The 14,480-nt window shown below is 29.2% G+C and carries 10 protein-coding genes; 8 read left to right on the top strand and 2 right to left on the bottom strand.

Annotated features, from left to right (window positions below; translation table 11 throughout):
- The first annotated feature begins 24 nt into the window (after positions 1-24).
- From ETP70_RS11430 to ETP70_RS11395, 8 genes are all read left to right on the top strand, one after another.
- On the top strand, positions 25-1,353 hold the full coding sequence (locus tag ETP70_RS11430) for an AAA family ATPase (RefSeq protein WP_151901295.1): 1,329 nt from the start codon (positions 25-27) through the stop codon (positions 1,351-1,353).
- A gap of 9 nt (positions 1,354-1,362) precedes the next feature.
- The gene (locus ETP70_RS11425; RefSeq protein ID WP_151901294.1) at positions 1,363-2,268 is read left to right on the top strand and encodes a hypothetical protein; all 906 of its coding nucleotides are present in this window, start codon (positions 1,363-1,365) and stop codon (positions 2,266-2,268) included.
- Positions 2,269-2,493: 225 nt separating this feature from the next.
- Entirely contained in the window at positions 2,494-3,870 is a 1,377-nt protein-coding gene (locus ETP70_RS11420; protein ID WP_151901293.1) for a synaptonemal complex protein 1, read from the top strand.
- Between the two features lie 81 nt (positions 3,871-3,951).
- Complete coding sequence (locus ETP70_RS11415) at positions 3,952-5,514, top strand: type I restriction-modification system subunit M (protein WP_151901292.1); 1,563 nt, start codon at positions 3,952-3,954, stop codon at positions 5,512-5,514.
- An 8-nt stretch (positions 5,515-5,522) separates the two neighbouring features.
- A complete protein-coding gene (locus tag ETP70_RS11410) occupies positions 5,523-6,758 on the top strand; it encodes a restriction endonuclease subunit S (protein WP_151901291.1) in 1,236 nt (411 codons plus the stop codon).
- Positions 6,759-6,767: 9 nt separating this feature from the next.
- The gene (locus ETP70_RS11405; protein WP_151901290.1) at positions 6,768-7,511 is read left to right on the top strand and encodes a DUF4145 domain-containing protein; all 744 of its coding nucleotides are present in this window, start codon (positions 6,768-6,770) and stop codon (positions 7,509-7,511) included.
- Between the two features lie 3 nt (positions 7,512-7,514).
- Positions 7,515-10,343, top strand: coding sequence for a type I restriction endonuclease subunit R (locus tag ETP70_RS11400; RefSeq protein ID WP_151901289.1), 2,829 nt, complete (start codon positions 7,515-7,517; stop codon positions 10,341-10,343).
- Positions 10,344-10,345: 2 nt separating this feature from the next.
- Positions 10,346-11,668 (top strand): pentapeptide repeat-containing protein, encoded by a 1,323-nt coding sequence (locus ETP70_RS11395; RefSeq protein ID WP_151901288.1) that lies wholly within the window; start codon positions 10,346-10,348, stop codon positions 11,666-11,668.
- A 549-nt stretch (positions 11,669-12,217) separates the two neighbouring features.
- Here the strand turns inward: ETP70_RS11395 and ETP70_RS11390 are convergent.
- Both ETP70_RS11390 and ETP70_RS11385 read right to left on the bottom strand, forming a co-directional pair.
- On the bottom strand, positions 12,218-12,748 hold the full coding sequence (locus ETP70_RS11390; protein ID WP_151901287.1) for an antirestriction protein ArdA: 531 nt from the start codon (positions 12,746-12,748) through the stop codon (positions 12,218-12,220).
- A 369-nt stretch (positions 12,749-13,117) separates the two neighbouring features.
- Entirely contained in the window at positions 13,118-14,404 is a 1,287-nt protein-coding gene (locus ETP70_RS11385; RefSeq protein ID WP_151901286.1) for a hypothetical protein, read from the bottom strand.
- Positions 14,405-14,480 lie beyond the last annotated feature (76 nt).

The raw sequence follows: 14,480 nt of genomic DNA, 5'->3' as shown, positions 1-14,480 counted from the left end.
AATTGTAAAAAATAAAGGATATTTATGAGTAAAGTTCAGAATAGCACTGATAGTGCTATTAATCAAAGTGCAGAAAATGAATCAATAGTTATAGATTCTATTTTGCATAATAATAGTCTTATGGAAGACATCAGTTTAACTGTAAGTGATTTTACAGTTAAAGAAAATAAGGCATTATTTAAGAATATGCAAGAACAATATAAAGAAGATAAACATATAGAGTTTGTTGAGCTTTTTGAATCAGAGTGTGATGCTCACTATATAGAAAAGTATAAAAAAAAGGTTGCAAGACAGTCAGTTAATGATATTACAAGATATGTCAACAGAATGAAAGAAGCTTCTAAAAAACAAGCTATTAAAGAGAGTTTGAAGAAATATGCTTCATTAGGTACTGATGTTAGTTCAAATGAAATGATAGAAAAATTATCTACCATGATAACCCAAGTAGAAAAAGACTCTTCTCAGAATACTTTTTCATTAGATATTCAGAATTTATCTGATGTCATAGTAGAGCAACCTGAGTTTTATTTAAAAGATTTTTTGCCTTTACAAGTTAATGAAATAAATCTTATTAGTGCAGCTGGTGGTAGTGGTAAAAGTTATTTAGGTATATTGCTTTTATCAATGTTACAAAATATGTATGAATTAAATATTTTTGCTTGGTTTAGTGAAGATACAACAGGATTTGTAAAAGATAGAGCAAACAAATTAAAAGCTATTTATCAAGAAAAAATCAATACTAATTTTGATATAGCTGGTAAGGGTCATGCAATGGGTTTTGTAGATAAAGGTAAAAATGGAAATCTTCAAGCAAGTGATTTTTTCTATTTTTTTAAAAAAGAGATGCAGCGGTATAATGTTTTATTACTAGATCCTCTTATCCAATTTATGGGGAATATTGATGAAAATAATAATGGAGAGGTAAGGTTCTTTTTTAACTTATTAAATACTTGGTGTGAAGAGGAAAATAAAACTTTGATAATTATTCACCATCATAATAAAGGAAGTAATGATGCTGATGGTAATAAAACAACAAGTGTAAGAGGTGCATCAGCTATTATAGATGCAGTTAGAGTACATTATTCTCTGAGTAAAAATGATCCAAGAATTAAACCTACTAAAAAGAAAAAAAATGAGCAAAATAGTAAACAAGAAAAAAATGATGGGTGTGTACATTGCAAAGTAGAAAAAGCTAATCATTTCAAAGCAGATAGTGTCTATAAAATTCAGTTGTTTCCTAATGAACAATTGACACAAAAATCTACCATATCTTCCACAGTAATAGTTGAATCCAATTTAGAGATATTAGAAATATCTAAGGATATTGATAATTATGATGATATACCATTTTAGGAGAAAATCATGAGTAAACTTTTAGTCAATTTATTAAATCAATCAACAAACAGTGTGACCCAAATGAGAAGCTCAGTTTTTCTTCCATACTCAAATATTGAGAATACAAACATTTACAAAGCTTTTGTCAAGAACAAAAATAAAGGTCTGTTTTTTCAAAATGAAGAATTCAAGCTAAATATTAGGAACAGACTTTTAGGTCAGTCTCATAGGGATATCTTAGATGTGATATTTTCACAAGGGCTTTTAAAAATGACAAATAAGGGTCAATATTATGCAGAGTTTACATTGTATTCTATATTGAAAAAGTTAGGTAAATCTGCTGGTGGTTCTGATAGAACTTGGATAAAAGAAAAAATTCAAGACTTAGTTGATGTTGTTATTAATCTTGAAAGATTGGATGGTTTTTCAGGTGGCTGGTCAGATATTCATATCTTAGATAAAGCTGCTTATAGTCAAAAGCAACAGAAATATATTATTGCTTTTAATAGTGATTATATTGATAGTTTTCAGTCTGATATAGTCATTAACTATAATAAATACTTACCAAGTATCTTAGCTATCAAAAATGATACAATTAAGGCATTTATTAGATATGGCATTTCAAATAATTGGAAAAATGCTCAGTTAGATTCTATACTGAAGGAGCTAGACATCAGTGAACACACAATGTCCAAAAGACAATTTAATAGAATCAAGAAAAAAATAAAAGATTATGATTTATCTGAGTTTAACATTAGTATAAGTCATACAGAACAAATCCTATATAGAAAAAAAGCTGATATTATTTTTTGGAATGTAGCCACTGAACTAAAAAAAGCAAGTGCTAATTCACCAGTATCAAATAGCAAACAGGCTAATAATATATTACTAGATTCTAGCTATAATCAAGCAAGTGGATTTACAGGTTATTAAATGGCTATATAGTTAACCTATTTAGCTCCCTCTCTCTTAAAAGAATCTCATAGAGCAAGGAGTTTAATGTGTATAGAGAGCTTAGTTTACTAAATCTTTATACATATTTAACACTACTTGTTTTTGCTGTACAAAAGAATGGTTAATCTTAATGTATACAATTTTGTTGAGAACAAAATTAGCAATAGAGTTACTTAAAATAGATGCTCAAAAGGAGTATCTACAATGTCAACATCATTTATGCAGTTTAAATCAATTAGAACACAACAACATTTACAAGAGAGAGTATCTCATATAGTTCAAGAGGGGAATAGATTTAAAGGAGTTATTAACAATATTATATTTTTAAATCAAGACTTTTCCAGTCAAACTGAATTACAGCAAGTATCTGTTGTGAAGGAAAAGAAAATAAGTAGGAGTGATTTTACCAGAAAAAGAGGTAGCTATAAGAGCCAGTTGAAAAAGCAACAAGCCAAATTAAAAAAGGCTCAGTTTGAAAGAGATAGTAAGGCTATTAAAAGAGCAGAAGCAGCAATCAAAAGAAATCAAGTAAAACTAGATGAACTTTTGGCTCAAAGAGAAGCTCTAAATGATGGTAGAGAACAAAATGGAGGAGCTAATAAAATCTCTTACAGAGAGATAGTTTTTAGTATAACTGGGGTGAGACACCTCCTTGAAGATGAACAATATGCCAATAGATTATATAGTCTTTCAAAAGAGTTTTTAATAGAAAGTATTAGTGCTAAGATTGTAAAAGCTGTCATACATAGAGATCAACCAGGGGAAGTACCTCATATCCATTATTTAGTTGAATATGACCCAGAGAATAGTTTTACAAAAGATATGAAGAGAAAATATAAAGATGATGAAAAACATATAGAAGACTTGAACATGGAGTGGGAAAAAAAAGTAAAAGAGAGTGGTGTAATAGAGCAATTTAACATAGAGTATGAAGATATAGTAAAAGGTGGAAAAAGAGAATATACAACTCTCAAAAAGTATAAAAGACAACAGAAAGAGACTCTTGAAGAAGTGACTAATGAAGCTATACAAGAGACAAAACAGCTAAAAGCTAAGATTATACATAAAAGCAAAGATAAGAAAGGAAACATTGATAAAACAAAAGTTTTAAACTCTCTTTTAAACACTATTAAAACTATGAAAATAGAGCTTAAATTACTTATATCTTCACTTGGTACAAACAAACTACTCAAAAAAAACAATCAGCTTAATTTTATGCTTGAAAAATTGCAACAAGAGTTAGAGAGAAAAGAGAGACTCTCTTCTGAGTTTTACCAAGAAAGTGTAGAAGTTTTTAACAAAAAAGTAAGGGCAAAAAATACTGAACTTGTTAGATCAGAGCATAAACTCTCAAAACTTACAAAAATACATCATAATTTAGAAAGAGTTCATAAAGAAAAAGTAACAGAAGTGGAAAGTCTTACAGCTACAAATAAAGCACTTGAAAAGAAGATAAAGTCTCTTGAAAAACAGTATGAAATAATGAAAAGAGCAAAGGCAAAAATAGGAGCTACACTTAAAAGGTTAAGACTAAGAGATAATGAACATAGAATGAGTTTAATAGATATTATAAGTAAATAAAGAGTGCATATAAGACACAATTATCATCTTTTAGCTATAATCACTATAACTATTTATAAACATAAAAAATCAGGATTCAATTTGGGTGAAGAAGCAAAAAAACTGTTAGAACAACAACTCTGGAACATAGCAAACACTCTTAGAGGTAAGATGGATGCTGATGAATTTAGAGACTATATACTAGGGTTTATTTTTTATAAATACCTTTCTGAAAAAATGGAAGATTATGCCAATGAGATACTTGAAGAAGATGGGATTTTTTATACTAGTTTAGATGAAAATTCTGAACAAGGTAAAGAGTATTTGGAAGCTATTAAAGAAGAAGCTATTGAAAAACTTGGATATTTTTTAAAACCCTCTGAACTGTTTAGTGCAGTAGCTAAAAGGGGTAACCAAGAAAATAACAACTTTATTTTAGAAGATTTAACTCAAATACTTAGAAGTATTGAACAAAGTACAATGGGGCATGAGAGTGAAGATGATTTTGAACATCTCTTTGAAGACCTTGACTTAACAAGTACAAAACTTGGTAAAACAGAAGAAGCAAAAAACACTCTTATATCAAAAGTTTTGGCTCATCTTGACAATATCAACTTTGAACTGAAAAATCATGATAGAGATGTGCTTGGAGATGCCTATGAGTATCTTATTTCAAAGTTTGCAGCAGGAGCAGGAAAAAAAGCAGGGGAGTTTTATACTCCTCAACAGGTATCTAAAATCTTGGCAAAAATTGTTACAAACAAAAAAACTAAACTCAAATCTGTTTATGATCCTACCTGTGGGAGTGGTTCACTTCTTTTAAGGGTAGCAAAAGAGGTTAAGGATGTATCTGCTTTTTATGGACAAGAGTTAAACAGAACTACTTACAACTTGGCAAGAATGAATATGATTATGCATGATGTGCATTATAGAAAGTTTGATATCAAGCAAGAAGATACTCTTGAAAATCCTCAGCATATGGATAAAAGGTTTGAAGCAATAGTTGCAAACCCTCCATTCTCTGCCCACTGGTCAGCTAATCCACTACATATGAGTGATGATAGATTTTCTCAATATGGAAAATTAGCACCTAAATCAAAAGCAGATTTTGCATTTGTTCAACATATGATTTATCATCTAGATGAAAATGGAACCATGGCTATTGTTCTGCCTCATGGAGTGCTTTTTAGGGGTGCAGCTGAGGGGCATATAAGAAAGTATCTTATAGAAGATAAGAACTATCTTGATGCAGTTATTGGGCTTCCTGCAAATATCTTTTATGGTACTTCCATTCCTACTTGTATCTTAGTCTTTAAAAAGTGTAGAGAAGATAGTGACAATGTTCTTTTTATAGATGCAAGTAATGAGTTTGAAAAAGCAAAAAATCAGAACTATTTGAGTGATAAAAATATAGAGAAGATAATCTCTACTTTTAAAGAGAGAAAAGAGATAAAGAAGTACTCTTATTTAGCAACCCTTCAAGAGATAAAAGAGAATGACTATAACTTGAATATACCAAGGTATGTAGATACTTTTGAAGAAGAAGAGCCTGTTGATTTAGATAAGGTGACAAGTTCCCTAAAAGCTCTTGAAGTTGATATGAAAACTACTGATGGTGAGATAGCTAAGTTCTGTAAAGAGCTTGGTATATCTACACCATTTTAGGACTTCTTATGAGTAAGATAGAAAAAGTTCCTAAGTTGAGATTTCCTGAGTTTAGTGGAGAGTGGGAAGTTAAAAAAATTGAAGATATCTTTGAATTTAAAAATGGTATTAATAAAGAAAAGGAATTTTTTGGTAAAGGGTTTCCTATAATCAACTTTAAAGATGTATATCATCAGTATGAGTTGAATAAAAACAATATTTTAGGTTTAGTAGAAAGTAGTGAAAAAGAACAAAAAAATTTTTCTGCAAAAAAAGGAGATGTTTTTTTTACTAGAACTTCTGAAACAATTCTTGATATAGGAATGTCAGCAGTACTAATGGAAGAGATAGAAGGCTGTGTTTTTAGTGGATTTGTACTAAGAGCCAGACCAATTCATAATGTTTTATTAGATTCTTTTAAAAAATATTGTTTTTCTATTCAATCTGTTAGAAAAGAGATAGTAATTAAAAGCTCTTTTACAACAAGGGCATTAACAAGTGGCACACTTTTGAATAAGGTTATTTTTAAATATCCTTTTATCAATGAACAACAAAAAATAGCTTCCTTTTTAACAGCAGTAGATATAAAAATAGAACAACTTACAAAAAAAGAGGAATTGTTACAAGAGTATAAAAAAGGGGTTATGCAAAAAATATTTTCACAAGAGATTAGATTTAAGGATGATAGTGGAAACTCTTATCCTGATTGGGAAGAAAAAAGATTGGAAGAGTTCTTAATATTGACATTAAGAGAAGTGCCAAAACCACAAGAGAAGTATTTAGCACTTGGTGTTAGAAGTCATTGCAAAGGTACTTTTCAAAGACCTGAATCAGACCCTAAAAAAATTTCTATGGATAAGCTTTATAAAGTAAAAGAGAATGATTTAATTGTAAGTATTACATTTGCTTGGGAAAGTGCCATAGCAATGGCTAAGAAAGAAGATGAAGGTGGCTTGGTTTCACATAGATTTCCAACATATACTTTTAAAAGAGATATAGTTCTACATGAATATTTTAAATATGTCATTATTCAAAAAAGATTTAGATATATGCTAGATTTAATTTCACCAGGTGGAGCTGGTAGAAATAGGGTTATGAGTAAAAAAGAGTTTGTAAAGTTAAAATGGAGTCTTCCATCTGTTCAAGAGCAACAAAAAATAGCTTCATTTCTAAGCTCTATTGATAGTAAAATAGAACAAGTAAATAAGCAGCTAAATCAAGCTAAACAATTTAAAAAAGCACTGTTACAGCAGATGTTTGTATAAAGGAATATTATGTCAAGTAAATTAAAATATGGTGAAGAAAAGTTTGTATGCCCCCATTGCAATGCATTAGCTAAACAAGATTGGTTTAGCAAGACTATGATGTCTGAGATAGTTGACAGTATATATATACATAATTTTCTTGATTACAGAGGCTCAATTAAAGATTATCAACAATCATCCATAGAAAAATTTCTTGTACATATGAAACATGAGTTACCAAAAGAATTAAATGAATATTTACCATCATCCTTATCAATTTCAAAGTGTCAAGCATGTGATAATTTTGCTTTGTGGGTTAAAAGAGAAGTTGTTTATCCTAAAATTAATTTTACAACTCCCCCTAATCTTGACATGGATAAAGATATTCAAGACTTGTACAATGAAGCTTCCAAGATACTTTTTGATTCTCCAAAAGGTGCTGCTGCAATACTAAGATTAGCATTACAAAAACTTCTGCTTCAACTTGGGGAAACAGACAAAAAGATAGATAGAAATATTAAAAGCTTAGTTGAAAAAGGATTAAGTCCTAAAATACAAAAAGCATTAGATTTTGTAAGGGTTGTTGGTAATGAGGCAGTCCACCCAGGGGAAATAAACCTTGATGATAATAAGGATATAGCTCTGACACTATTTAAGATTTTAAATCTAATAGCTAATGATATGATTACAATACCAAAAGAAATGGATGAATTATATGAGAATATAATACCTGATGATAAAAAAAAGCAAATAGACCAAAGAGATGGTAGATAAGATATGAGTACCCAAAGTGAAGCAATTTTAGAAGAGAACTTAATAAAGCAACTGGTTTCACTCAACTATGAAAAAGTCAATGTAAGTACAGAAGAAGAATTAATTGCTAACCTAAAAAGACAACTTGAAAAACACAATAAAATCACTTTTAGTGAGAGTGAGTTTAAAAGAGTACTTAACCACTTGAACAAAGGTAATGTCTTTGAAAAAGCAAAAATCCTTAGAGATAAGTTTGTCCTACCAATGGATGATGGGACTACAAAATACATAGAGTTTTTAGATAGTGAGCATTGGTGTAAAAACCTTTTTCAAGTGACTCACCAAGTTACTATTGAGGGTAAGTATAAAAATAGATATGATGTCACTCTTCTCATAAATGGGCTTCCTCTTGTACAGATAGAGCTTAAAAGAAGGGGTATAGAACTCAAAGAAGCTTTTAATCAGATTAATAGATATCAAAGACACTCTTTTAGTTCAAATAGTGCTCTGTTTAACTATGTACAGCTCTTTGTAATCTCTAATGGTGTCAATACAAAATACTATGCCAACAACAGAAAGCAATCTTTTAAACAAACTTTCTTTTGGGCTGATAAAGAGAACAAAAATATAACTAATTTAGAAGAGTTTACAAAGGTTTTCTTGGAGCCTTGCCATATCTCTAAAATGATATGCAAGTATATAGTTTTAGCAGAAGTACCAAAAATACTAATGGTGTTAAGACCTTACCAGTACCATGCAACAGAAGCCATTATTGATAGAGTGGAAAACTCAAATAAAAATGGTTATATTTGGCACACAACAGGAAGTGGAAAGACTCTTACCTCATTTAAAACAGCTCAAATACTTATGAAATTGCCTCATGTACATAAAGTTGTATTTGTAGTTGATAGAAAAGATTTAGACTACCAAACAACAAAAGAGTTTAATAGTTTTAGTGATGGCTCTGTGGATGGAACAGATAATACAAAAGCACTGGTAAAACAGTTTACTGATGATACTAAACTTATAGTTACTACTATTCAAAAGTTAAATACTGCCATTAGTAAGAAGAAGCATTTAGCACAAATGGAAAAGCTTAAAGACAAGCATATTGTCTTTATATTTGATGAGTGTCATAGAAGCCAGTTTGGAGAAACACACTTAAAAATCAATAAATTTTTTGAGAAAAATCAGATGATTGGCTTTACTGGTACACCTATATTTGCTGAAAATGCTGTTGGTAATCAATATGGCAAAAGAACTACTGCTGAATTATTTGATAAATCACTTCATAAGTATGTCATTACAGATGCTATTAGTGATGAAAATGTTCTTAAGTTTTCCATTGAATACATTGGAAAATATAAAGAAAAAGAGGGTTCTACCAATATTGATATTGAAGTAGAGAGTATTGATACAAAAGAGCTTTTAGAAAGTGAAGAGAGAATAGATAAAATTACTGACTACATTTTAGCTAACCATGCAAGAAAAACTCACTCACAAGAGTTTACAGCTATGATGTGTGTGGGTAGTGTTGAAATGTTAATTAGGTACTATGAATTGTTCAAGAAGAAAAAGCATAACCTAAAAATAGCCACTATCTTTTCATATAGTGCCAATGAAGATGATAAAGATGCAGATGGTATTATAGATATAGAGGAGGCTGATGGTGCTCATATAGATGAAGAGCATATCAATCAACATAGTAGAGAAAAACTAGATGAATTTATAGAAGATTATAATGCTATGTTTGGTTCAAAGTTCAGTACAAAAGACTCTCAAAGTTATTACAACTACTACAATGACATATCTAAAAGAGTAAAGCAAAAAGAGATAGATATTTTACTGGTTGTAAATATGTTTCTTACTGGCTTTGATAGTCCAAGGCTAAATACTCTTTATGTTGATAAAAACCTCAAATATCATGGTCTTATACAAGCTTTTTCAAGAACTAACAGAATCCTCAATGAGCAAAAATCACAAGGGAATATAGTCTGTTTTAGAAACTTGAAGAAAAATACAGATGATGCAATAGCACTTTTCTCAAACAAGGATGCAAAAGAAATCATTCTTATGAAGCCTTATGAAGAGTATGTGAAGAAGTTCAATGAAGCCTTTGTAGAACTTTTAAAAATAGCTCCAAGTGTTAACCATGTTGATAGTCTTATCAGTGAAGAAGATATATTACTTTTTATCAAAGCTTTTAGGGAGTTAATGAGACTTAAAAATATATTAGTTTCATTTAGTGATTTTAGCTTTAATGACCTTTCAATGACTGAACAGCAATATGAAGATTATAAGAGCAAGTATCTTGACTTATATGAAAAAGTTAAAAATGAAAGAGGTGTAGGCAGTGAAAAAGTCTCTATTCTTGAAGATGTGGACTTTGAGTTGGAGCTTATTCATAAAGATGAAATAAATGTAGCCTATATTTTAAAGTTGTTAGCAAGATACAAAGATGCAAAAGGTTCAGATAAAGAGAAGCAAAAAGAGCAAATTTCAAATATTATGAATAGCAATACAAAGCTTAGAAGTAAAAAAGAGTTGATTGAGAAGTTTATCAATGAAAATCTTATGAATATTGCAGATAGTGAATCAATAGAAAGTGAGTTTGAGAAGTTTTGGAATGAAGAAAGAGTCAAGGCATTTGACTCTCTTTGTGAAGAAGAAAATCTTAATAAGGATGAAGTGAAAAATGTAATTGATACCTATCTTTATGATGAGAGAAAACCTCTCAATGATGATATAGTGAAAACTTTACAGGTCAAACCAAAACTCTTAGAGAGAAGAAAAATAGTTCCAAGGGTACTAGATAAAATCATTTCATTTGTTGAGAAATTTTATGAGAGTTGATTATGAAAGATAAAAGATACACTTGTTCAGTATGTGACAATTTATTTGAGGAACAATACTTTGATAAAGAACAAAATAAGTGTATTTTACACTGTGAAAAAACTGATAAAAATGATTGGTATAGTATCAATGCTTCTAATGAAAAAGAGTGGACTAGTAAAATAAAGACTTTCTGGTCATACATTCAATTAGAATTAAATAATATCTATGAATATAGTTTCTATGATGTTAATGGTGACTCTGATTATACATATACAAAGGTGATATTTCCAAAGTTTGAAACAGAGTATGAGTATGATTTTTATAATGAAGATGATATGGGTACAAACTTTTTTTCATTTAAAGTATTTGAACATCCAAATGAACAACCAATGCCAGAAGTCAATCAAATTTTCAACAAATTGAATATTACTTTTGAAAACTGTATATTTTTAGATGTAGCAAACTTTGGAAAATACGATAGAACACATCCTATTAGCTTTGAGCAGTGTCAATTTAAGAAGACTGTTTTACTATCTAAAACTCAAAAATCAGAAGTAAGTTTTTATGAATGTGATTTTAGTAATCAGGATTTATGTTTTAGTGAATCAAATTTTGAAAATATGTTTATTATGAAAGATTGTCAAAATATCAATTTATTAGATATTAGTTATGCCACTTTTAACAGCTTTGCTAACTTTATGAACTCCACTTTTAATAAGACTAATTTTACTGCTACTGAGTTTTTTGATACTGTGGTGTTTATAAATGTAACTTTTCAAGATCATGTTTCTTTTAACTATACTACTTTTGCAAAGTTAGTATTGTTTAGGGATAGTAAGTTTAAAAAGACTTTGGATCTTAGAGATAGTATTTTTAGGGATGAAGCTACTTTTTTAGGAGTTGAAGTTAATCCAGCTAATAGAGAAACAGCAAGGCAAATTAAAAGTTCATTTGAACAGCAAAAAAACCTTATTGAGTCTAATAAATATTATGCTTTAGAGTTAAGAGAGAAAAGAAAAGAGTTGTCTTTTTTTAAAAATCCATTTGAGTGGATAATTTTTAAAATACATTGGGTGTCTTCTAATCATTCACAAAGTTATATATCAGGACTTGTTTGGATTTTGGTTATTGGTATACTTGGTATAAAAGATAATGCTTATGATTCTATTGTAAGTCTTATGGATGGTGATAAGAAACTGGACTCTATTGCAATGTCTCTTCATTCTCTTTTAAAATTCAGTTCTGAGAATATTTCAATGTATCACTTAGTTCTAAAGGCTATATTAGCATATTTAATTTATCAATTTATTGTGTCAGTAAGGCAAAACACAAAAAGAAAATAGTTTTACTATATTTTATACTCATAATTTGTTAAAGGCAGAAAAAACAGTCAATAAATGCTGAATTGAAGCAATTTATTATTACTATTTTTCTTTTTAAAAACCCTTACTTCAAGATAGCATCTTATTATGCTTATCAAAGTAGTCTTTTTCCTTTTATTAACTCCTTGACTCTTGTATTAATCTCTCATAAAGAGAGACTTAATTAAGAGAGTCCTTAAAAGGACTCTTAGAGTACTCTTAGAAGAACTGAAAAACTAATGGGATATTAAGTCTTTTTAGTGGGATAATATATCCTCAATGGGGTGAAACTATGTCTTTTATAATGGGATAGTAGGTCTCACTTAGTTTAAATAGCATTTTTTCAGAGTTTGTAAAAGTAAACAGATTACACTTAAAATCTATATATACTTGGTGCATGACACCATTCAACAACTTTTTATATTTTAGTGATGAGTAATTTCTCAAAAATCACCAGATTACAGGTGGTAATTTATTCCAAATTAAGCATCAAATGATATAAAAAGATAAATAAAATTATCTATGTGGCAACTATGCCACATACTCCCATAAAATCCCCTCATTGTCTTCATAATATGAGCCTTCTATCTCCATATCTCTGCCAAATGCTTCATAATCAAAATAGTTTTGTAAGTTTTCAGGTAGATTTTGTAAAGCTCCTGTCTCTTCAAGATAGTTATATGCAATATCTTCCATTTTGCTCTCTCCTGTGCAGATGAAATTATCTATATTTTCAATAGCATTGTTTATATCAGGAGCAAGAGCATTTTCAAGCATTAGTTTTATTGCTGCTTGTTCTTGTTTCTCTAACTTTTCTATTTTTTCAGCAATTTTATTCAATTTTGTAAGTGAATCATACTCTCCAATTTTTATATAATCACACTCATAATCTGTAATAAAATACTCTTCATGATTATGTTTTGATTCACATACCTCTTTGCCCCTCTGTAACTCATTTTCAATAGCCTCAGTAAGTAAATCCTCATTCATAGGTAAGTCATACCAAGAACCAACTAAATGTCCATTGTTGTAAGCTTCTAAGTCTGTAATGTATACTCTCATAATAAAATCCTTTTATCAAATGTTTTGAAAAATATTTGGCACTCCATAGAGTGAAACTCTCTTGCTCTTCCTCATATTCTTTTGGGCTTAAATGCCCTTTTGAACAGCAGACCAAGAATAAATTACTCTTAGAGAAAAATAGAAACTTGTTTGATTTTTATGTAATAGTATATTTGTAAGAATTCTTGTGTCTCAAAAGGGTTTTAAGTTTTAAAGAAACTTCTATAATAAAAGCTCTCAACAATGAGAGCTACTGAATAGATTTAAGGGAATGGGAATGACATTTACAAATTGAGTAGGAATAAAGATCTTGGCTCTATGATAAATAGACCAAGATTTTAGCTTGGTATCTAAAAATTTATGAGTCTATTACCAAGGGTGTTTACTTGAAAACTGTCTAATATTATCATGTACAGATTTTACTAACTCTTTTGGTTCAATAATTTGAACATCAGAAAGTACATGCATAATAATAGAGGTTGCATTTTCAATAGTATCAATAGCAACAACATAAAAGTGAGATGGTTTTATAGATACTTTTTTATATTTTGTAGTGAAGTCTTTTATTTCATTATCTGTAACATAAAGAGTCATATTGGCAAGGGGGTTTATCCTAAAATATTCAAGTGTTGTAAGAGGTAGTTCCAATATAATTTGTTGTGTATCCTCTATAAAATATTCTGTTGCTATATTGTCTTTTATATAGTTGGGATTGGTAATATAGAAATGTTTCCCATCTTTAATGTATGCAAAAGCACTGCTATGCTTCTTAGTTACTTTTTTGTTGGTTGGGAGTTTCTCTTTATCTACAATAATTCTAATAATGTCATTAAGAGGGATTTCCCTTTTCTTACCTTTATCATCTTCACAGACTAAAATCTTTTCTTTATCTTGAAATAAAATGGATACAGGAACAATCTGAATAATGTTTGTATGTAATACAGTGTTATGTACTGTAATAGTTTTATTACTTTTGTTGGTATGATCAATAACTCTTATTTGTATAGTCTCATAAATATTATCAAGTAAATACTTTTCAAGAGTAAAGTTCTCATTGTGATTTTGATAGGGTTGTATGACATACCCAAAAAGAGTATCAATTTTCTCAAAAAAGTTTACTGCATTAGCATGTGATGAAGATTTTACATACTCTACTAAAAGAGGAGTAAGGATTTTGAGTAATTTTTTATTATGAATAATATATTGACTATTAGTAAACCAGTACTGTGTAAAGACTTGATAAAAGGATAATTTTTTATTTTGAGTTTTTTCTTGTTCACTTTTAGAAATATCTTGGATAAGGTGTAAACATTTTAGATGGTTAATACTGCCTTTTAGAAAATAATCCAAAGAGTATTCACTTCTGTTATCATATTTGAATTCAATGAAATCTTTTATTTTAGTTCTTGGTAAAGGTTTGTCTTCCTCTATAAAAAAGTTTAGAACTTCATATATGACTGTATTGATTTCATTCTCTTTTATTTTATATCTTTTGCAAGATGACATAAATTTATTATTCATTTCATTATACAAGGCTTCAATTTCTTCAAATGGTAAAGATAATTCTGTTGCTATATTTGCTAAGTTGTCATCAATGTTAAATGGATTGACATTTTCTAATTTGCTGATAATTGTATTCTTCTCTTCTTCTATCATAAGATTCCTTTATATTATTAAGTATAGCATATTGAGTGTTAATTAGCACCTAATATAGTAATAGAATACATTTATC

This window comes from Sulfurimonas hydrogeniphila, assembly GCF_009068765.1.
Classification (GTDB): Bacteria; Campylobacterota; Campylobacteria; order Campylobacterales; family Sulfurimonadaceae; genus Sulfurimonas; species Sulfurimonas hydrogeniphila.
Note: the sequence above shows the minus strand (reverse complement) of the source record. Positions and strands in the feature narration are given on the sequence as shown.

Bases quoted from the DNA above. Each gene is read 5' to 3' on its own strand.
- ETP70_RS11385 (WP_151901286.1), bottom strand. From the start codon at position 14,404: ATGATAGAAGAAGAGAAGAATACAATTATCAGCAAATTAGAAAATGTC.
- ETP70_RS11405 (WP_151901290.1), top strand. From the start codon at position 6,768: ATGTCAAGTAAATTAAAATATGGTGAAGAAAAGTTTGTATGCCCCCAT.
- ETP70_RS11395 (WP_151901288.1), top strand. From the start codon at position 10,346: ATGAAAGATAAAAGATACACTTGTTCAGTATGTGACAATTTATTTGAG.
- ETP70_RS11425 (WP_151901294.1), top strand. From the start codon at position 1,363: ATGAGTAAACTTTTAGTCAATTTATTAAATCAATCAACAAACAGTGTG.
- ETP70_RS11410 (WP_151901291.1), top strand. From the start codon at position 5,523: ATGAGTAAGATAGAAAAAGTTCCTAAGTTGAGATTTCCTGAGTTTAGT.
- ETP70_RS11420 (WP_151901293.1), top strand. From the start codon at position 2,494: ATGTCAACATCATTTATGCAGTTTAAATCAATTAGAACACAACAACAT.
- ETP70_RS11400 (WP_151901289.1), top strand. From the start codon at position 7,515: ATGAGTACCCAAAGTGAAGCAATTTTAGAAGAGAACTTAATAAAGCAA.
- ETP70_RS11390 (WP_151901287.1), bottom strand. From the start codon at position 12,748: ATGAGAGTATACATTACAGACTTAGAAGCTTACAACAATGGACATTTA.
- ETP70_RS11430 (WP_151901295.1), top strand. From the start codon at position 25: ATGAGTAAAGTTCAGAATAGCACTGATAGTGCTATTAATCAAAGTGCA.